Below are 18,922 nucleotides of genomic sequence, written 5' to 3'. Positions count from 1 at the left end.
GAAAATAAGAGAACTATATCGTAAAATAGGATATGATAAGGAGAAATATGAAAAAAGAAATAAGTTTAATAGTTACTATATATAATAGGTTAGAATATGCTAGAAATATAATTCTTTGTCTTTTAAAACAAAATATAGGTGTGAAGGAACTAATCTTTGCAGATGATGGTTCTAGTGAAGTATTGAAGGATTATATTGAAGATTTAATACCTAAGTGTAAGTTTAAAATAAAGCATGTTTATCAAGAAGATAGAGGATTTAGATTGGCGAAAAGTAGAAATAACGGTGTTAGAGTTTCTGAAGGTGATTGGTTAGTTTTTTTAGATCAAGATATTATTTTTGGTAAAAATTTTGTAAAAGAAATAATAAATAATTTGGAAGAAAATAAATTTTTAATGGCTAAAGCATACATGTCGAATGAGGAAGAAAGGATTAAAATCCAAAAGAAAATAGAAAAAAATGATGAATATCCTTCTATTATTGCAGCGTTAACGGATGTTGAAAAATTAGAAAATATAGAAAAAGTTTTTAAAAAAGATAAGTTTAGAAGTTTTCTTCATAAAATAAAGTTTAAAACTAGAGGTGCAAAAATAGTAGGATTATTTTCTGTAGTTTCTAAAAAAGATTTTCTAAAAATAAATGGATTTGATGAAAAATACGAAGGATGGGGAAAAGAAGACGATGACTTGGGAAACAGGCTATTCAAAGCAGGCATAGAATCCCAACCTATAAAATTTAGCGAAGATATGATACATATGTATCACCCATTTGATCCAACTAAAAAAGTAAGTGCTAATGAAGAGTATTATAGAAAAAGAAAGAAAGAAATATCTAGAAAAAATTATAGATGTGAATATGGAGTGGAAACTCCTTTAGGTGAAGAGGAAATTTTATATGAAAAATTAAATTAGATTATAAAAGGAGTTAGGATGTCGTTTTTAATATTGAAAGAAAAGTTAAAACAGTTAAAGCAGTTAAAACCCAAGTGGCTTAAAAGTAGTTTTATAAAAGGTAAGTTAAATAATTTTATATTTGAAATCTGGTATAAATCATATAGAAATAAAAATTATGATAACAGTGAAAATGTTTTGATAATTGCAACTGAAGCCATGGGAGATACGATTGTAAAGAGTGGAGCTATGGAAATTGTTAGAAAAAAATATGGAAATGACAAAGTTTATATTTTTGCCAATGATAAATGGGAAGATATTTTAAAAAGAATGGATTTTAATGTTATATCCAAAACTAAAGGGTATAGACGTGGGTTTAAAGACAGGATTAAAACCATAAAAAAAATAGATGAAATAGGATTTAAAACTGTAATAGATTTAAATTTTATCAGTGACAAGACTTTTACGTCGAAGTTATCTTATAAAAATTTAATTAAGTTAGAAGATTATGTAAAAGTAGATGAAAAATATATTTTAAACCCTATATATAGGATGATAAATGATACAATAGAAGTTCAAGTGGACTTAGAAGAAATAAAACCAGATTTTAAAACATATTATAATTTAGGTGAAAGTGGGATTGTCGTAGGAGTAGGAGCCTCCCATGAAAGCAAGGTATTCCCACCGGAAAAGATGATAGAGATTTTAAATCTAGTAAAGAACAGTTATCCTAAAGAGAAAATTTATCTTTTAGGGACTGGAAATAAACAAAGAAATTATACTGAAAAAATAGTGAAGGAATTAAAAATAGAAAATATAATTAATTTAGTCGATGAAATCTCTTTAGTTGAAGGAATGGAAAAGATAGCTCAATCTAAATTATACATCGGTTTTGATTCTGGGTTATTTCATGCTGCATATTCTTTTCGTAAGGATATAATGGTATTTTTTGGGATAGAATCTGGATTTGAACATAGGGAAAAGAATGTTCATATAATTATGGGGGATGGGGAAAATCCCATAAAAGATGGCTTTTATGGAAATGAAATATTAAATAGTATTAAAAAAAGTCAAGTGGAAGAAGTTTTGGCGAAATTAAAAAATAGGTTTAGATAAATAAAAGAAAGAAGGTTATGATGTTTGAGGAAAGTTATTTTATAGATTACTTTAATTCAGAAAAATTAAAAGGTAAGAAGTGCATTAGAAATGATAGGGACAAAAAGAATGTTTATATGGAAGAAATAGACGGAGAAATATATTATATAAAAAAATATAAGGCTTATGGAAGAAGAAAAAGAAATATGGCTTTTGGTCTCAAAAGAGATCCAGCCCTTTATTATAAAGATATATCGGAAAAATTAAAAAAAATAGGGATTCCTCATGCAGAGCCATTAGTAGTTTTGGTAAATAGGACCTCTTTTTTTGAAAGAGAATCACTGTATGTAACTAAAAAAGCAGGTGTTCACTTAGAAGAATATGGGTATAACGATGGGTTAATTCAAACTTTTTTTGATTATTTTCTACTAATATTGAAAAATAGAATATATCCAACTGACTACAATACTGATGGTGCTTTAGTTGATTCAAATGGGCAGTTAGTTCTTATAGACTTTGATGCATATAGACAAAAAATATTTTTAACAAAAAAGTTTAAGGAGTATGTTTTTATAAAATTAAAAAAAAATTTTTATAAAGAGTTTAGTGATGAAATTAGAAAAGAATATGTTGAATATAAAAAAATAATAGACGAGAACTTAGAAGTTGTTAAAAGAGAACTTAGTTTATAAAGGTTGAGTTCTTTTCTAAAATGGAAAAGATACCGGAGAAAAGAGGTGCTAAGATGAAAATAGCAGTATATTGTGTTTCGGATGAAAATTATATAAAGCCTTCAATAGTAGCATTAAAATCATTTAAAGTTACTAATCCAGAGGTGGATCTATTTATAGTATCAGATGCTATAGATAAGATAGGAGAAAGAGTTAAAAAAACTTTATTAGATGAAAATATTGAAATATTAGATCCTAAATTTAGAGGGAGATTCAAAAAAAGTCAAAAATGGCCGGAAGAAGTCTTTTGGGTTTTAGGAATTCCTGAGATTTTATATGAAAAAGGATATAATTATAGTATTACTATTGATGCAGATATCCTATGTAAAAAAAATATGGGTTTAAAAAATTTAACTAAAAATATAGAGTTTGTAGGAGCTATAAAAGATGAGTTAGAGTTAGGTCAGATGTTAAATGATAAAGAGTTTTTAAATGAGGAATATGGATTAAAAACCTCTGATTATAATATGGAATCTCCTAATACAGGTTTTATGATTTACAATAATAGATATTGTCACGAAAATAAAATTTTTGAAAAACACTGTAATTTATTTAATAATTTAGAAGAAAAAAACTCCATTGAAAATGTATTTGCAGATCAAGGATTATTGGGGTTATTAATAAAAGTGTATAATTTATCCTTTTATCAATTGGATAGATCTTATAATTTTATGGTTCATGAATATGATGCCTATAAATATATTAATTCAGATATAAAATTTATACATTATACTAGTGGGATGAAACCTTGGCATAGTTTAAAATTAGGGTATATCAGGAGAAATCCAACACTCTATTATTTCCGGAAAGATTGGAATAAATTTGTAGATGAATATACGGGATTTAATAGAGATTTGAGTTATAAAGATGAAAAAAATAAAAAAAATGAATATAAAATAAAAGATATTTTGGATATACCTCTGGAATCATTGGTTATGAATGTTTGGCTGCCTTTTTGGATAAAAAAACATGAAAAAAGGGGAAATCTATAGTTTGGAGGAATAAAATGAAAATACCATTTAATGTATTGGATAGACAATTTTTTAAATATCAAGATGAATATGAAAAAAAAGCCATAGAAGTTCTTAGGAGTGGATGGTATGTTTTAGGAAAGGAAGTTTCAGAGTTTGAAAAAGAATTTGCAGAATATACAGAAAGTAAATACGCCATAGGAGTAGACAATGGATTAAACGCTTTAGTGCTTACATTTAGAGCTTTAGAGATAGGAGATGGTGATGAGGTATTGGTTCAGGGAAATACCTATATAGCATCTGTAATGGGAATAAGCATGAATGGTGCTACCCCTGTATTTATAGAACCGGATCAGCATTATAATATGGATATAGATAGAATTGAAGAAAAAATAAATTCAAAAACAAAGGCAATCTTAGTGACGCATCTTTATGGTCAGGCATCAAATATGGATAAGATTGTTGATCTTTGTAAAAAATATGATCTGTATTTAGTTGAAGATTGTGCCCAGTCACATGGGGCTAATTTTAATAGTAAAAGAACAGGAAGTTTTGGGATTGGTTGTTTTAGTTTTTATCCAAGTAAAAATTTGGGCTGCTTTGGAGATGGAGGAGCAATAACAACTAGTGACGAAAAAATAGCTCAAAGACTAAAGACGTTGAGAAACTATGGGAGTGAAAAAAGATATCACAATGAAGTTGTCGGCTACAATTCCAGATTAGATGAGATCCAGGCAGGACTTTTAAGGGTAAAACTTTCTCATTTGGATGAACTTACAAATGAGAGGGAAGATATAGCTAATAAATATTTGGATTCTATAGATAATCCTAAGATAAAACTTCCAAAGCTACTAGAAAAAGCTACCAATGTATGGCACTTATTTGTGGTAGAAGTAGAAGACCGTGAGAACTTTCAAAAATATATGAATGAAATGGAAATAGGGACGGTTATCCACTATCCAATTCCACCTCATTTATCAGAAGCTTATAAATATTTAGGGTACAAGAAAGGTGATTTTCCAATCACAGAAAAGTATGCTGAAACTATAATTAGTTTACCCCTTTATATTGGGATGACAGATGAAGAAATTGAGTATGTAATAAAAGCTGTTAACAGCTATTAGGAGGCAAAAATGAAAGGCGTAGAAGTTTTGGAGTTACCAAATTTAGGAGACGACAGAGGAGAATTAGTAGTAGCTGAAGGTGGGAATAAAACGATACCTTTTGATATAAAAAGAGTTTTTTATATATACAAAACTACAGAGGGAACGATAAGGGGTCAGCATGCAAATAGAAATTCTAAATTCTTTTTTATAAATGTAAATGGAAGCTGTAAAGTGAAGATAGATGATGGTATTACCCAAGAGGTAATAACTTTAGACCAACCTCATAAAGCTTTGTATATGGATAAAATGATTTGGAAAGAGATGTATGATTTTTCAGAGGATGCTGTATTAATAGTATTATCCAGCGAACATTATGATGGTGGAGAATATATAAGAAATTATGATGAGTATTTGAAAGAAATAAAAGATAAAGGAAATAATAATTAATAAACTCTGTTTTAATTAAATTTATTTTATAAGAGAGGAAACCAGATGAAAATATTAATAGTAAGATTTAAACAAATAGGAGATTCGGTATTGGCAACTCCTATTTGTGAGTCACTCCGAAAAACATATCCAGATGCAAGGATAGACTATGTGGTCTATGAGCATATAGCTCCATTGTTTCTAAATCATCCTGCAATAGATAATGTAATATCTATCACTAAGGCAGAGCAAAAAAATCCTTTTAAATATGCAGCTAAAGTATGGAAGGTAACCAGGGCAAAATATGACATCATAATAGATATTATGTCCACTCCTAAATCGGAGTTATTTACTCTTTTTGGCAGATCAGCAGAATACCGTATAGGCAGATGGAAACCTAAAAGAGGTTATACCTATACACATTCTACAAGGGAGCCTAAGGTATCTCGTGACAAGGTAGACAAATTTTTACATATGCTAAAGCCATTGGAAGAGGCAGGAATAGATATAAAATATGATACAACTTATAGAGTGGTGGTTACGGATGAGGAAAAAAACAAGTTAAAAGACAGAATGATAAAGGCTGGCTTAAATTTTGATAGACCTGTATTTGCTTTTGCTATAAACAGCAGAAGACCTGAAAAAATATGGAATCCTGAATATATGAAAGAAATAATAATGACTCTATTGGATAAATATAATGCCCAGGGAATATTTTATTATTCGCCGGCAGAGAGGGAATTTGCAAAAAATATGCACAGAGAATTAGAAAACAGAGAAGATATCTTTTCCAATATAGAGACCAAATCTATAAGAGAGTTAGCTATGCTGCTTTCTAATTGCGATATGTTTTTAGGGAATGAAGGTGGACCCAGACATATAGCTCAAGGGCTTGATATTCCTAGTTTTGCTATATTTTCACCTAGGGCAGAAAAAAAAGAGTGGCTGTCCAATGCTAATGACAGGCATCGTGGGATAGAACCAGATGATATTATTAGGGAGACAAACATTGAGACTCCAAAGACTTCTAAAGAGGAATATGAATTGATAACTCCTGAAAGGGTCTTACCTATAATAGATGAGATGATAAGTAAATATGTAAGAAAATAGGTGGTAAAAATGGAAATTTTAAAAAAAAATTACAAAGAATGGAAAATTTATTATTTAGATGAGCAGAAAAATCTTTTGGATTTGGGGAAAAAACTAGCTGATGAAGAAAAAATAGAAGAAGTACAGGTTTTTAAAGAAAGTCAGAGAAATTATGTTTCTAAAATAAAATTTAATAATAAATATTATGTTTTGAAGTCACCTAGAAATGAATATAGAATACCTCAAAGAAGAGCAGGGACCCTGTTTAAAGAGGGAGAAGCTTTGGCTACATTAAAAAATATAACGAAATTAAGAAATAGAGGACTTACAGAGTTAGTTGCACCTCTTTTAGTTGTAGTACGAAGAACCAAAGGCATGATAAAGGAATCATATATTGTATTTGAATACGCTGAAGGGAAAGATGGGACAGAGAACATTCCTGAAATGATAAAATTAGGATTAAAGATGCATGAGTTAGGAGTATATCATGGGGATTTTAACCCTTCTAATTTTATCTGGACAAAAGATGGGATGAAAATTATAGATACTCAGGGAAAAAAAGCGTGGACACCATTTAAACAAAGATATGACTTTATAACTTTAGATCACGACAATATAGATGATTTTGAGAGCTATGCAGAGCATAAAAAAGATTTTTGGTATTATTTAGCTGTATTTACAAAAAAATATAAGAGGTTAGGCTTTGTATCCAATATAAAAAAATGGAAAAAAAAGAAAAGAGACAAGGGTTGGAAAATATAGGGGGAAAAATGAAAGGAATTATTTTAGCAGGGGGATCAGGAACAAGATTATATCCAATAACAAAGGCAATAAGTAAACAAATAAATCCGATATATGATAAACCTATGATATATTACCCATTATCTGTATTGATGTTAGCAGGAATAAAGGAAGTTTTGATTATATCGACTCCTAGAGATCTCCCTTTATTTAAAGAGTTATTAGGGGATGGATCAGATCTTGGAATGAAGTTAGAATATGCAGTGCAAAAAGATCCCAATGGTCTTGCTGAAGCTTTTATAATTGGGGAAGAATTTATAGAAGATGATTCTTGTGCATTAGTTTTAGGAGATAATATTTTTTACGGAATGGGACTTTCTACAGCGGTACAAGAAGCGGCAGAAGTAAAAAAAGGAGCTTATATATTTGGTTATCCGGTAAAGGATCCTGAAAGATTTGGAGTAGTTGAATTTAATGAAAATGGTGAAGCAATTTCATTGGAGGAAAAGCCTGCAAATCCTAGATCTAAATTTGCTATACCAGGGTTATATTTTTATGATAATACAGTGGTTGAAAAAGCCAAGGCAGTAAAACCATCTCATAGGGGAGAATTAGAGATAACCACTCTAAATGAGATGTATTTAGATGAGGGGACTTTAAATGTAATCAATCTTGGTCGTGGGATGGCATGGCTTGATACAGGAACTCATGATTCATTATTAGAAGCAAGTAACTTTGTGAAGACGGTACAACATAATCAAGGTTTATTTGTAGCTTGTCTTGAGGAAATTGCATACAATAATAAATGGATTACTAGAGATGATTTGATTAGGTTAGCTCAGCCATTACTTAAAACACATTATGGTGAGTATTTGATGGATTTGGTGAAATAGAAAAGAGCTAAAAACTCGTTAAATATTAGTGGTAAGATTAACAGAAGATAGTTTTTGAAAAGAGTACAGCGGTATTTGTCCAATGTACTCTTTTTATTATGTATAATATGTGTTATTATATAGAGCAATAATGTATACGAACAAAAATAAAACAATAGAGGAGGCTTTAATTTGAAAAAGATATTAATAATACATACGGCATTTATTGGAGATATAATTTTATCAACTCCTCTAATAAAAAAATTAAAGGCTAAGTATATAGATGAAGGATGCAGTATAACCTTTGTAACTACCCCGGCAGGAGCCAGTGTACTAAAAAATAATCCGGATTTAGACGAGATAATAGCCTATGACAAAAGAGGGGCTCATAGAGGATTTAAAGGGCTTTATCTATTGGGAAAAAGACTTAACTATAAGGGGTTTGATGAGGTAATAATCCCTCATAGATATTTGAGAAGTTCTATCCTAGCCAGGTTGACTGGTGCTCCTACAAGGATTGGATATGACAATGCCAGTGGTGGTTTTTTATTGACTAAAAAAATTCCCTACGATAAATCTAAGCATGAGGTAGAAAAATTACTATCATTTGTAGAACTAGATGATTTCACAGATGATAAACTGTCTCTCTATCCAAGTCAGGTAGAGAAACAAAAGATAGATGAGATTTGGAAAAAGAATAATTTAGACACCAAAAAAATAATTTTAATTGCCCCTGGAAGTAAATGGTTTACCAAGAGGTGGCCACTAGAATACTTTAATGAACTTCTAAAAAAATTAGCAAGAAAAAGTGAGTATAGAGTTATCCTTACTGGAGGGCATGAAGAGTCTATGCTTAATATGTATACAGACAAAAATATAATAAACTTAATGGGTAAAACAAGTCTTTTGGATGTAGCGGAGCTTTGTAGAAGAAGTGATGTAATAGTTACCAATGATAGCTCTCCTATCCATATAGCTTCAGCTTTTGAAAAGTTACATATAATAGCTATTTTTGGAGCAACAACTAAGGAATTAGGGTTCTTTCCATGGTCGATAAATTCAGAGGTATTAGAAAATGATGATTTAGACTGCCGACCTTGCGGATTACATGGAGGGGATAAATGTCCTAAAGGACATTTTAAGTGTATGTTGGAAATTAAGCCGGAAACCGTATATGAAAGGGTAGTTGAAGTTCTTCAAGAGAATACAGAAATCTAGAAGGATGAACTACTAAGTTTTTTGATAAGGGATAGTGCCTAAAGGGCAAGAGAGGGTCAGATGAAAACAAAAAAAAGCAATGATGTGACTGTTTATTATAGAGAGGAAAAGTATTTAAAAATATTAGATATTTTAGAAAACTTAAAGGTAGAAAAGGTGTTTAAAGATGATAGTAGGAGTAAGGTTAGTTTATTTACTTTTGAAGGAGAGAAATTAGTCTTTAAAGTTCCCAGGGAAAAAAATAGCCGGAAATGGCAAAGGGTTCTGTCTATTTTTAGGGGATCGGAATCTTATCGTGAGTATATACAAGCAGAAAAGATATATAAGGCAGGAATGCAGACGTATAAACCTATCTTAGCTTTTGAGAAAAGAAAATATGGATTTGTAGTGGATTCCTATTTTATATGTGAATATCTTTCGGGGGAAACAGGATCGATAAAACATTTAGAGGCTATAAAAAATGAACTAGATAAAATTCATCAGTCGGGGTATTTGCACGGCGATTCCCAGCTGGTTAATTTTATTATTGATAACAAACATGTTTATATTATAGATTCAAAGTTTTCAAAAAATAAATATGGAAAGTTTGGAGTAAGGTATGAATATATCTACTTGGAAGAGAGTTGCCCCAGAGAGATAGAGTATGAAAAAAATGATATTTATTATAGGGGAGCTAAAGGTTTAAATGAATTACTTCATTGGTGGGGAAGAGTAAGAAAAAAAATAAAGGGCAAAAAATAAAGATTAAAATTAGGAGGCAGAAAAATAAAGATAATAGTAGATCATAAAACTAGAAGAGTTTATTATGATAGAAATAAAGAAATGTATGTAAAAGAGTTTTATCCAAAATTTGAAGAAAAATTAAAGTATTTTTTTAGGTTAAGAAAATATCCTGGAGAAAATTTTGATCTTGTAGCTAAAACCCTTAATAAAATAGGAATAAAAACTCCTAAAATAATTGAGTACTCTAAATATAAGGTAGTTATGGAGGAGCTTAAAGGAGTTCTTTTATCTGAATATTTAGACGAAAACAAAGATAGTGTTGTTATAGAAAAATTTTTAAATCTCATAATTAAAATTTTAAAAAATAAAATATATCACAGTGATTTTGCTCCGAGAAATTTTTTAATAAAAGATGGAGAAATTTTTGCTATCGATTTAGAAGATTATATGGTAGGAGTAATAACGTTGAAAACAAAAGAAGAACTCCATAAGAGGTTAAAAAAAGCTTTAAGAAATGATGAGTGGGTAAGGTATATAGAAGATAGATTATAAAATATTGAAAAGGGGAGTTGGAATGGTAAAAAAAGGAATACTGAAGAGTTTTATAATGCAATATATTTTAATATTGATTACTTTATGTTTTACAAGAGTTTGGTTTTTAAATGTAAATAATAATGGCACTTTAACATGGGATGAAATTTTTAAAGGATTTTATATAGGAGTCAAGTTTGATGCCTCTATCGGCGGAATTATAATGGCTGCTTTACTTTTATTGTTTTTATTATCTAGGATAATACCATTAAAAAAAATATGGTTTAAAATTTCCATGGGAATCTATGGGGTTCTAATGTTTATAACCATATTTTTTTCAGCAGGAAATGTTTATTATTACAGGGAATTTGAGACCCAGTTAGATGCATCTATTTTTGAATATGCAGGAGATACCGAGGTATATGGAAATATGGGAGCCATCTTTAATTTGCCAGTAATATACGGATTAATATGTATACTAACAATAATAAACGTATGTCTGTCTTATAAAAATTTAAAAGAAATCTATTTAACTGATAGGCTGGGAAAGGCAAAAAAGAATATTTTGACTTTTATAGTTTTAATTTTAGTTGTATTTATTGGAATAAGAGGATTACAGAATAGACCTAGAAATGTAGAACATGGATTCTTTTCTAAGAAAATTTTAGCCAACCAAATGACACAAAATGGTATGCTATCTCTAATCCATTCTGTAGACAGGCAGAGAGAGTTTAAAAATATCGACATGAAAAAATTAGAATTTTTTGATAACGATGAATTGGTTAAAAGAAGCAGGGAATTGGTGGGAACTGAAAATAATCAATTTTTAAGTGATCAAAACCCACTACTTAGAATTACAGATACGAAAAAGTCATTGAAAGATAAAAATGTAGTTCTGATTATAGCTGAAAGTTTTTCAGGACAATACGTAGGAGCACTTGGGCACAACGACCCTGATCTGGCACCATATTTTAGTGAGTTGTCTAAAAAAGGAGTTTTATTTACCAGCTTCTATGGAAATGGAACTAGAACTAGAAATGGTGTGTTATCTACTAATGTGTCTTTCCCAGTACAGGTAGGAAGAGATCTGATGCGTGACCCGGCTGTACAAAAACCATTTTATGGTCTTCCTAGAATATTAAAAGATAGGGGTTATAACACTAATTTTTACCATGGATCCAGGTTAAACTTTGATAATATGCAGGGAGTTCTTTTAACTAATGGGATGGATAATTTTACAGGGAAAAAAGATTTTCCCAATGAAATAACTTCTAAATATCACTGGGGTGCACCGGATACAGTCTTATTTGATAGAAGTGCTAAAGAGATAAAAAAATTAAAGGAACCATTCTTTGCTGAGATACTTACTATATCCAATCATAGTCCATTTGAAATACCAAAGGAATATGATAAGTTAGAGGAATATACAAAAAAATACAGTTCAAGGGATACAAAAGCAGGAACCGATGATTCTCTTATGATGAGGTATAACGCTTATAGATATATGGATACAGCTTTTGAAGAATTTTTTGAAAGTATCAAGAATGAGCCGTGGTATATGGATACACTTTTTGTGATTGTATCGGATCATAAAATAGGGGGGATCCATAATAACATTCCATTATTCCTTTATACACCAGATGGGTCATTGAAGCCACAAAGAATAGATAGTGTGGGTTCACAGGTAGATATACTACCTACTATCATGGGTTATTTAGGCGGAACATATAAGAATGCATCATGGGGAAAAGACCTGCTAAATGCAAAAGATGGGGAGAGAATGGCTTATACAAAATCTCCTAAGGAATTTGAAAAAGCGGTAATCATGTATAAAGATTACTACTATGAAAAAAATGGAAGAAGTTTTACCCTTAGAGATAGGAAAACATTAAAAAATATAGATTCTAAAGGGAAAGAAAAAGATATAGAAAAGATGGAAGACTTCATAAAATTGCATCTTCAGTTATCAGAAACTATGGTAAGAAAGAGAAGTTTTGCAGATGTAGATGATGATATCTCGTTAAAAGATTTAAAAGTTGTTAAGACTGAATCGGAAAAGAAAAAATAGCAGGTTATAAAAAAAGGAGTTGAGAACTATGTTCTCGACTCCTTTTAAATTGAATTATATAGAAAAAAGCTTATTTTACTGCTTCTGCACCTTTATTTAAAGCTTCTCTGTTCATAGGAACAAATTTAGCCTTATTTTCTCCGAATACTTTTACGAAAGCTTGTAAAACACTATCTTGCTCTACAGTTTTAGTAAGTTCTAAGAAAGCTCCTAACATAACCATGTTAGCTGCTTTAACAGTTCCACAAGATTCAGCGATTGCATTTGCATCGATATAAAATGCATCTACATCATTTCTAGTTGTTTTTTCTTTGATTAAAGATGAGTTGATAAGTATTTTCCCCCCAGAAATTACATCTACTTCAAATTTATCTAAAGAAGGTTTATTCATTGCTATTAAACATGTTGCATCTCCTACAACTACAGGTGACCCAATAAGACCATCAGAGACGATAACACCACAGTTAGCAGTTCCTCCTCTCATTTCAGGACCATAAGATGGTAACCATGAAACTTGTTTCTCTTCTATCATTCCAGCATATGCTAATAATTGACCTAAAGACATTACACCTTGTCCACCAAATCCAGCAGCGATTACTTTCTCATTCATTATTTATCCCCTCCTTCAGGAGTTCTGATATTACCTAATGGGTAATATGGAATCATGTTTTCTTCTAACCACTTTAATGAGTCAACAGGAGTCATTCCCCAGTTTGTAGGACAAGTAGATAATATTTCTACGATTCCAAAACCTTCTCCATTTATTTGCATTTCAAAAGCTTTCTTTAGAGCAATCTTAGTTTTTCTAACACCAGCTGGGTTATGAACAGTACATCTTTCCACAAAATTAGCTCCGTCTAAAGTAGCTAACATTTCAGAAACTTTCATAGGCATTCCAACTTTTTTAGGATCTCTACCTAATGGAGATGTAGTAGCTTTTTGACCTACTAAAGTAGTAGGAGCCATTTGTCCACCAGTCATTCCATAGATAGCGTTGTTGATGAATACAGTTGTGAATTTTTCTCCTCTAGCAGCAGCATGAACGATCTCAGCAGCACCGATAGAAGCTAAATCTCCGTCACCTTGATAAGTAAATACTACTTTATCAGGGTGAACTCTTCTGATACCAGTAGCTACAGCAGGAGCTCTTCCATGAGCAGCTTGATGAACATCACAATTAAAATATTTATATGCAAGTACAGAACATCCAACCGGTGCAACACCGATAGTTTCTCCTAATACTCCTAATTCTTCTAAAACTTCTCCAACCAATCTATGAACAATTCCGTGGGTACATCCAGGACAGTAATGAGATTTTACATCTGTAAGTCCTTTTGTTCCTTTAAAAACAACTGCCATTATTTAGCACCTCCAACAAGTTTCTTAACTGCTTCTACAACGCCATCAGGAGTTGGAATAACTCCACCAGTTCTTCCGAAGAATGCAGTAGGTAATTTACCATTTAAAGCTAATCTAACATCTTCTATCATTTGTCCTCTACTCATCTCAACTGTTAATACATTAGTTGTAGTAGAATCAATATGATCGAATGCTTTCTTAGGGAATGGCCATAATGTAATCGGTCTGATTAAACCTACCTTGATTCCATCTTTTTCTAAAGTATCTATAGCATTTTTTACGATTCTAGCAGTAGTTCCATAAGCAGCGATTACTATTTCAGCACCTTCTAACTTATACTCTTCCCATCTGCATTCGTTTTCTTCCATTAAGTTATATTTTTCTTCTAATTTAATAATATGATCTTCTAAATCTTGAGCATCTAAGAATAAAGAGTTGATAACATTAGGTTTTCTCTCTTCTTTAGTTCCATCAGTTGCCCATGTTTTTTCTTCTAACTTTCTATGAGGCGTCTCTTTAAATTCAACTGGTTCCATCATTTGACCGATCATTCCATCAGCTATAACCATAACTGGAGTTCTGTATTGGTCAGCTACGTCAAAAGCTTCTTGAATTAAGTCAACAGTTTCTTGAATAGATGCAGGTGCATATACTGGCATGAAGTAGTCTCCATTACCTCCACCTTTAACTGACATAAAGTAGTCAGATTGAGCAGGTTGAATCCCTCCTAAACCAGGACCTCCTCTCATCATGTTTACTATAACAGCAGGTAATTCTGCTCCAGCTAAGTAAGAGATTCCCTCTTGCTTAAGTGCCATACCGGGTGAAGAAGATGAAGTCATTACTCTTGCTCCACATCCAGCAGCACCGTAAACCATGTTTATAGCAGCTACTTCAGATTCAGCTTGAACGAATTCTCCTCCAACTTCAGGAAGTTTTTTAGACATATATTCTGGAATTTCATTTTGTGGTGTGATAGGATAACCGAAGAAATATTTACATCCAGCTTTAATAGCTGCTGCACCGACTGCTTCGTTACCTTTCATAAGTACTTTAGACATTATTTTAGTCCCCCTTTATTAATTTCTTTCAACTGTGATAACAGAATCTGGACACATAAGACCACATTGAGCACAACCGATACATTTATCCTTGTTTGCTTCACTTACGTAAGCTGGGTTATACCCTTTTGAGTTTGTAGTAGTTCTATCTAATTCAATTATCTTAACTGGACAGACAGACACGCATAGTTGACAACCTTTGCAACGATCTTGATTAAAACTAACCATTCCTTTAGCCATTCTAAACCTCCTAATTTATATTTACACGGGGTAGGCATAAGACACTACCTTTTCGTTTAACTTACCTTTTTAGCTCATCCAATTTTCTCTCATTATTAGAGAGGTAGTGATACAGATATCTTTTAATTCTTGAGGCAGCTGTTTTTCTACTTCCTCGATACATGATATATATTTAATTGGAAGATTCAATTCTTTTGAAACTTCCTCAGAAACTTTTTGACCAAATAAAACATCTTCCAATGTAGTTTTTCTCATCATATGAGTATTGTTTACAAGGCCGGTAACCTTGATTCCAGTAGTTTTTTCTATAGCTTTTAGGTGAGATATAACATCTTCAGCATTCTGTGTTTCAGGTCTATAAGCGTTGATAACGAAGAACATGTCATAATCATCAGATCTAATACCTTGAGTTTGAGATGCTAAAGCTCGAGCTCCTACATTATCTCCCCCAACATCTAAAATTAAGTTCCATTCATTACCTACGATCAATGTTCCTATTTCTCCACTGATAGCGGGAAGATCCAGAGCTGTTCCATCTAGAGAACTGTATATAACTTTGATTCCTTGTTCTCTTAAAATCTCAGCTTTTTCCCTGCTTCTAAAATAGGGATTAACTACATCCATATCAGCAATGGCAACTTTGTCTTGTGACTTCTTAAGAGCCAAAGAATAGTTGATTGCAAATTCGGTTTTTCCACTTCCGTAGTGACCACAAATAATTCTAATTCTATTATCTTTTAGCATTTTGAACTCCTAAGTTACTATATTTTTAGTACACATAATTGATTATACTTTAAAAATGATGAAAAAGTCAACAAAAAAAAGCTTTTTTTTGATCTGATTAGAATCGAAATAGGATATAATGTTTTAATAACATACGGTTATTATGGGCTTAGCCTTGTATTTGCAAAGAAATCTTATAAATCTATCATTTTTTTATCTTTTGAGAAAAATAAAATTTAAATTTTTTTATTTTTTCGTTGACATAAAATTTAAAAATTGTATAATTTATATAGTAATATCATAATAAAAAATGGAGGTAAAATCATGTCAAAAAGATATATTCATACAGACAATGCACCAGCTGCATTAGGACCATATTCACAAGCGGTAGAGGTAAACGGAACGTTATACGTTTCAGGACAAATCCCGTTCGTACCAGCTACAATGGAATTAGTATCTGAAGATGTACAAGAGCAAGCTAAGCAATCATTAGAAAATGTAAAAGCTATCCTTACTGAAGCTGGATACTCTTTAGCTGATGTTGTAAAGGCTGGAGTTTTCATCAAAGATATGAATGACTTTGGAAAGATCAATGAGATCTATGCACAATACTTTACAGATACAAAGCCTGCTAGAGCTTGTGTAGAAGTAGCTAGATTACCAAAAGATGTTAAAGTTGAGATCGAAGTAATCGCAGTAAAATAATTCAAATAGTATTATGGAATTTAGGAGGACTTTTGGGTCCTCCTATTTTTATATGTAAAAATTTCATTTTATGATTATGGTTATATTAAAATTAAGAAAATTTTTATAAAAAATAAAGATATTTTATCAATATATAATTTATACTCTTTAATAAAAGAAACATGAGGGAGATTGTACTTAATTATGATACTTTTTAATAAAAAGTTCGTTATTTTAATTTCTAAAATTGACTTTTTTTCAGTACTATGATACCTTTAATTTATACTTTTGATTAAAATTAAATTAAAATAAAGCGAATTAGTTATTAAAACTTTTTTTTATGAAAGATTTTATAGTATTACATTAGTATATAGAATGATTTTGTTCTAAAAATAAAACTAGGGAGGTAAGGATGAAGAAAAAATTATTAATACTTGGAGTGTTAGCAACCTTATTATTAACAGGATGCGGAGGATCGGATAAGGAAACAGCAGGAACTACTGGGGAAAAAGGTAAGGAAACAACCTTTGTAATGGGATCATCTAACTTTAATGGAGATTTCTATGAAGGGTGGACAAATTCAGCATATGATGCAAATATCAGAAGATTGGTATGGGGTGGAGGTCTTTTATCACCAACAGATAAAGGGGAATTAACTTTATCTTCTTTTGTGGAAAGTAAAACACTATCAAAATCTGATCCGTCTAAAGAAAATGACGATATTTGGACATTTAAGATAAAGGATGGAATGAAGTTTTCAAATGGAGATCCATTGACTGCAAAGGATGTAAAGTTTACATATGATTTTTATATGGATAAAGAAGCTTTATCAGATACAGGAGCGACAACAAGTCTTCCAGAGTATATTGATAGAGTTGAATTAGATGAAGCTAATAACAGTGTGACTTTTTATTTGAAAAAGATTTTATATACTATAGACAACACTGTATTCGGAGAAACTATGTATATACTGGATTCTACAAATGTTCTTGCAGAAACAGAAAAAGCCGGAGTAACTCCTCAGCAATGGGTAAAGGCAAATATGAATACTCCTATAGGGTACGGACCATATAAGATCGATGAGTATATAGAGTCACAATATGTAAAGTTATCGATAAATGAAAACTACCAGGGAAACTTTGAAGGGGATAAGCCCAGTATAGATCATTTAATCGTTCAAAATGTACCAGAGGAAACTAAGATAACTCAGTTAGTTAGTGGAGAGATCGATGGGATTGTAAACATTGGTAAAGAGGAAAATGTAGATGCAGTTTTAGCGGATACATCAACACTATCAACTAACAACTATTTCCGTCATGGTGGAGGACAAATCACATTCCATAATGATTTTGGACCGGTACAATTGCCGGAAGTAAGAAAGGCTTTTGCTTATGAATTTGATAGAATTAAATTTAGAAATATTTTCTTAGGGAAATACGGGATCTCATCTAATGCGCCATACTCTAGAAATATGTGGATGATGTATGATGAAGGTGAGCAATTTGGAACAGAGGGGAAATTTGAAAAATCATTGACAAGTTATGATATTTTAGATAAAGACGGTAATTGGGATGAAGCAGCTAACTTAAAGGAAGCACATAAGTTATTGGATCAGGCTGCAGCTAAAACAGATGGATTATATGCAAAATTAACTAAGGATGCTAAAGGGATTTATCTATGGGAAGGGAAGGAATTGACTCTTAACCTGGCTATCACATCAGCATGGACAGATGCAATAAACCTTACTTTGACAGAGAAAATTCAAGATAAATTTGGAATGAAGATCAATGTAGATTCTATGGATTGGTCAATCATGGCTAATAATTTATATGGAAATTCAGCATTAAGTGAGAGAAAATATCATATGTTTACAGGTGGAACTTCATATGTATTAAAATCTAATCCGTATACCGATTGGTCTAAGACAAAGATCTTACCATATGGAAAAGGAACTTCAAGTAATACACCAAGATATGTCGGTGATGAAGAATTACTTATCACTATAAGAGATGCTAATCCGTCAACTGATGAAGGAACTGCTAACTACAAGAAAAACTGGAGAAAATGGATCGTAGAAGTTAATAAAGACCTACCGTCATTACCGTTATATTCAAATAACTACTACGATGCTTATACAAATAAAGTGGAAAATTTTGAGACAAATGCACTATGGCAATGGCCTTATGCAATAATAAAAGCAGATTTTAAAAAATAATGTTAGGAATTGAAATGATTCAAATGATTCAAATGATTTTATAGAACTTGAGAGGGTCTTCGGATCCTCCCATTTTTATATTTAAAAGCAATAGTTTTTGACAACATGCAAAGAATAAATTAAGAAAAAAATTATAAAAAATTAAGATTTTTTAATATTGTAAATGATTCATACCATTA

20 protein-coding genes are annotated in these 18,922 nt (G+C 31.2%); 15 read left to right on the top strand and 5 right to left on the bottom strand.

The window, feature by feature from the left end; all coding sequences use genetic code 11:
- Positions 1 to 47: 47 nt before the first annotated feature.
- The 13 genes from K337_RS0100760 to K337_RS0100700 all read left to right on the top strand — a co-directional run bounded on the left by K337_RS0100760 (position 48) and on the right by K337_RS0100700 (position 12,461).
- Positions 48 to 911, top strand: a complete 864-nt coding sequence (locus K337_RS0100760; protein WP_028854924.1) for a glycosyltransferase — start codon at positions 48 to 50, stop codon at positions 909 to 911.
- A gap of 18 nt (positions 912 to 929) precedes the next feature.
- Complete coding sequence (locus tag K337_RS0100755; protein ID WP_028854923.1) at positions 930 to 2,006, top strand: glycosyltransferase family 9 protein; 1,077 nt, start codon at positions 930 to 932, stop codon at positions 2,004 to 2,006.
- Between the two features lie 20 nt (positions 2,007 to 2,026).
- Entirely contained in the window at positions 2,027 to 2,677 is a 651-nt protein-coding gene (locus tag K337_RS17390) for a hypothetical protein (protein WP_051251547.1), read from the top strand.
- Between the two features lie 20 nt (positions 2,678 to 2,697).
- Positions 2,698 to 3,708, top strand: a complete 1,011-nt coding sequence (locus K337_RS0100745; RefSeq protein ID WP_084140752.1) for a glycosyltransferase — start codon at positions 2,698 to 2,700, stop codon at positions 3,706 to 3,708.
- Between the two features lie 14 nt (positions 3,709 to 3,722).
- Positions 3,723 to 4,811, top strand: a complete 1,089-nt coding sequence (locus K337_RS0100740) for a DegT/DnrJ/EryC1/StrS family aminotransferase (RefSeq protein WP_028854921.1) — start codon at positions 3,723 to 3,725, stop codon at positions 4,809 to 4,811.
- A 9-nt stretch (positions 4,812 to 4,820) separates the two neighbouring features.
- A complete protein-coding gene (locus K337_RS0100735) occupies positions 4,821 to 5,240 on the top strand; it encodes a sugar 3,4-ketoisomerase (RefSeq protein ID WP_028854920.1) in 420 nt (139 codons plus the stop codon).
- 45 nt (positions 5,241 to 5,285) lie between these two features.
- Positions 5,286 to 6,329, top strand: coding sequence for a glycosyltransferase family 9 protein (locus K337_RS0100730; RefSeq protein ID WP_028854919.1), 1,044 nt, complete (start codon positions 5,286 to 5,288; stop codon positions 6,327 to 6,329).
- Between the two features lie 9 nt (positions 6,330 to 6,338).
- Entirely contained in the window at positions 6,339 to 7,070 is a 732-nt protein-coding gene (locus K337_RS0100725) for a lipopolysaccharide core heptose(II) kinase RfaY (RefSeq protein WP_037029026.1), read from the top strand.
- 8 nt (positions 7,071 to 7,078) lie between these two features.
- Complete coding sequence (gene rfbA, locus K337_RS0100720; RefSeq protein ID WP_028854917.1) at positions 7,079 to 7,942, top strand: glucose-1-phosphate thymidylyltransferase RfbA; 864 nt, start codon at positions 7,079 to 7,081, stop codon at positions 7,940 to 7,942.
- A 171-nt stretch (positions 7,943 to 8,113) separates the two neighbouring features.
- On the top strand, positions 8,114 to 9,139 hold the full coding sequence (gene waaF / locus K337_RS0100715; protein WP_028854916.1) for a lipopolysaccharide heptosyltransferase II: 1,026 nt from the start codon (positions 8,114 to 8,116) through the stop codon (positions 9,137 to 9,139).
- Between the two features lie 60 nt (positions 9,140 to 9,199).
- On the top strand, positions 9,200 to 9,880 hold the full coding sequence (locus K337_RS0100710; protein ID WP_037029025.1) for a lipopolysaccharide core heptose(II) kinase RfaY: 681 nt from the start codon (positions 9,200 to 9,202) through the stop codon (positions 9,878 to 9,880).
- Positions 9,881 to 9,961: 81 nt separating this feature from the next.
- The gene (locus K337_RS17385; protein ID WP_051251546.1) at positions 9,962 to 10,414 is read left to right on the top strand and encodes an RIO1 family regulatory kinase/ATPase domain-containing protein; all 453 of its coding nucleotides are present in this window, start codon (positions 9,962 to 9,964) and stop codon (positions 10,412 to 10,414) included.
- Positions 10,415 to 10,436: 22 nt separating this feature from the next.
- Entirely contained in the window at positions 10,437 to 12,461 is a 2,025-nt protein-coding gene (locus K337_RS0100700) for an LTA synthase family protein (RefSeq protein ID WP_028854914.1), read from the top strand.
- Positions 12,462 to 12,531: 70 nt separating this feature from the next.
- Here K337_RS0100700 and K337_RS0100695 read toward each other — a convergent pair whose 3' ends face one another.
- From K337_RS0100695 to K337_RS0100675, 5 genes are all read right to left on the bottom strand, one after another.
- The gene (locus tag K337_RS0100695; RefSeq protein ID WP_028854913.1) at positions 12,532 to 13,071 is read right to left on the bottom strand and encodes a 2-oxoacid:ferredoxin oxidoreductase subunit gamma family protein; all 540 of its coding nucleotides are present in this window, start codon (positions 13,069 to 13,071) and stop codon (positions 12,532 to 12,534) included.
- On the bottom strand, positions 13,071 to 13,820 hold the full coding sequence (locus tag K337_RS0100690) for a thiamine pyrophosphate-dependent enzyme (RefSeq protein WP_028854912.1): 750 nt from the start codon (positions 13,818 to 13,820) through the stop codon (positions 13,071 to 13,073). The genes K337_RS0100695 and K337_RS0100690 overlap by 1 nt, the downstream gene beginning before the upstream one ends.
- Positions 13,820 to 14,881, bottom strand: coding sequence for a 3-methyl-2-oxobutanoate dehydrogenase subunit VorB (locus K337_RS0100685; RefSeq protein WP_028854911.1), 1,062 nt, complete (start codon positions 14,879 to 14,881; stop codon positions 13,820 to 13,822). The genes K337_RS0100690 and K337_RS0100685 overlap by 1 nt, the downstream gene beginning before the upstream one ends.
- Positions 14,882 to 14,899: 18 nt before the next feature.
- Positions 14,900 to 15,121 carry a 4Fe-4S dicluster domain-containing protein gene (locus K337_RS0100680; protein ID WP_028854910.1) on the bottom strand — a complete coding sequence of 74 codons (222 nt, stop codon included), beginning with the start codon at positions 15,119 to 15,121 and terminating at the stop codon, positions 14,900 to 14,902.
- Between the two features lie 69 nt (positions 15,122 to 15,190).
- Positions 15,191 to 15,865, bottom strand: coding sequence for a hypothetical protein (locus K337_RS0100675; RefSeq protein ID WP_028854909.1), 675 nt, complete (start codon positions 15,863 to 15,865; stop codon positions 15,191 to 15,193).
- Between the two features lie 303 nt (positions 15,866 to 16,168).
- Here K337_RS0100675 and K337_RS0100670 point away from each other — a divergent pair, with 303 nt between their 5' ends.
- Entirely contained in the window at positions 16,169 to 16,549 is a 381-nt protein-coding gene (locus tag K337_RS0100670) for a RidA family protein (RefSeq protein WP_028854908.1), read from the top strand.
- 391 nt (positions 16,550 to 16,940) lie between these two features.
- The gene (locus tag K337_RS0100665; protein WP_028854907.1) at positions 16,941 to 18,743 is read left to right on the top strand and encodes an ABC transporter substrate-binding protein; all 1,803 of its coding nucleotides are present in this window, start codon (positions 16,941 to 16,943) and stop codon (positions 18,741 to 18,743) included.
- Positions 18,744 to 18,922 lie beyond the last annotated feature (179 nt).

This window comes from Psychrilyobacter atlanticus DSM 19335 (assembly GCF_000426625.1).
Taxonomy (GTDB): Bacteria; Fusobacteriota; Fusobacteriia; order Fusobacteriales; family Fusobacteriaceae; genus Psychrilyobacter; species Psychrilyobacter atlanticus.
This window is presented reverse-complemented; position numbering and strand designations above follow the sequence as displayed.

Coding starts and splice junctions, on each gene's coding strand:
- K337_RS0100760 (WP_028854924.1), top strand. CDS start 48: ATGAAAAAAGAAATAAGTTTAATAGTTACTATATATAATAGGTTAGAA.
- K337_RS0100755 (WP_028854923.1), top strand. CDS start 930: ATGTCGTTTTTAATATTGAAAGAAAAGTTAAAACAGTTAAAGCAGTTA.
- K337_RS17390 (WP_051251547.1), top strand. CDS start 2,027: ATGTTTGAGGAAAGTTATTTTATAGATTACTTTAATTCAGAAAAATTA.
- K337_RS0100745 (WP_084140752.1), top strand. CDS start 2,698: ATGGAAAAGATACCGGAGAAAAGAGGTGCTAAGATGAAAATAGCAGTA.
- K337_RS0100740 (WP_028854921.1), top strand. CDS start 3,723: ATGAAAATACCATTTAATGTATTGGATAGACAATTTTTTAAATATCAA.
- K337_RS0100735 (WP_028854920.1), top strand. CDS start 4,821: ATGAAAGGCGTAGAAGTTTTGGAGTTACCAAATTTAGGAGACGACAGA.
- K337_RS0100730 (WP_028854919.1), top strand. CDS start 5,286: ATGAAAATATTAATAGTAAGATTTAAACAAATAGGAGATTCGGTATTG.
- K337_RS0100725 (WP_037029026.1), top strand. CDS start 6,339: ATGGAAATTTTAAAAAAAAATTACAAAGAATGGAAAATTTATTATTTA.
- rfbA (WP_028854917.1), top strand. CDS start 7,079: ATGAAAGGAATTATTTTAGCAGGGGGATCAGGAACAAGATTATATCCA.
- K337_RS0100710 (WP_037029025.1), top strand. CDS start 9,200: ATGAAAACAAAAAAAAGCAATGATGTGACTGTTTATTATAGAGAGGAA.
- K337_RS17385 (WP_051251546.1), top strand. CDS start 9,962: ATGTATGTAAAAGAGTTTTATCCAAAATTTGAAGAAAAATTAAAGTAT.
- K337_RS0100700 (WP_028854914.1), top strand. CDS start 10,437: ATGGTAAAAAAAGGAATACTGAAGAGTTTTATAATGCAATATATTTTA.
- K337_RS0100695 (WP_028854913.1), bottom strand. CDS start 13,071: ATGAATGAGAAAGTAATCGCTGCTGGATTTGGTGGACAAGGTGTAATG.
- K337_RS0100690 (WP_028854912.1), bottom strand. CDS start 13,820: ATGGCAGTTGTTTTTAAAGGAACAAAAGGACTTACAGATGTAAAATCT.
- K337_RS0100685 (WP_028854911.1), bottom strand. CDS start 14,881: ATGTCTAAAGTACTTATGAAAGGTAACGAAGCAGTCGGTGCAGCAGCT.
- K337_RS0100680 (WP_028854910.1), bottom strand. CDS start 15,121: ATGGCTAAAGGAATGGTTAGTTTTAATCAAGATCGTTGCAAAGGTTGT.
- K337_RS0100675 (WP_028854909.1), bottom strand. CDS start 15,865: ATGCTAAAAGATAATAGAATTAGAATTATTTGTGGTCACTACGGAAGT.
- K337_RS0100670 (WP_028854908.1), top strand. CDS start 16,169: ATGTCAAAAAGATATATTCATACAGACAATGCACCAGCTGCATTAGGA.
- K337_RS0100665 (WP_028854907.1), top strand. CDS start 16,941: ATGAAGAAAAAATTATTAATACTTGGAGTGTTAGCAACCTTATTATTA.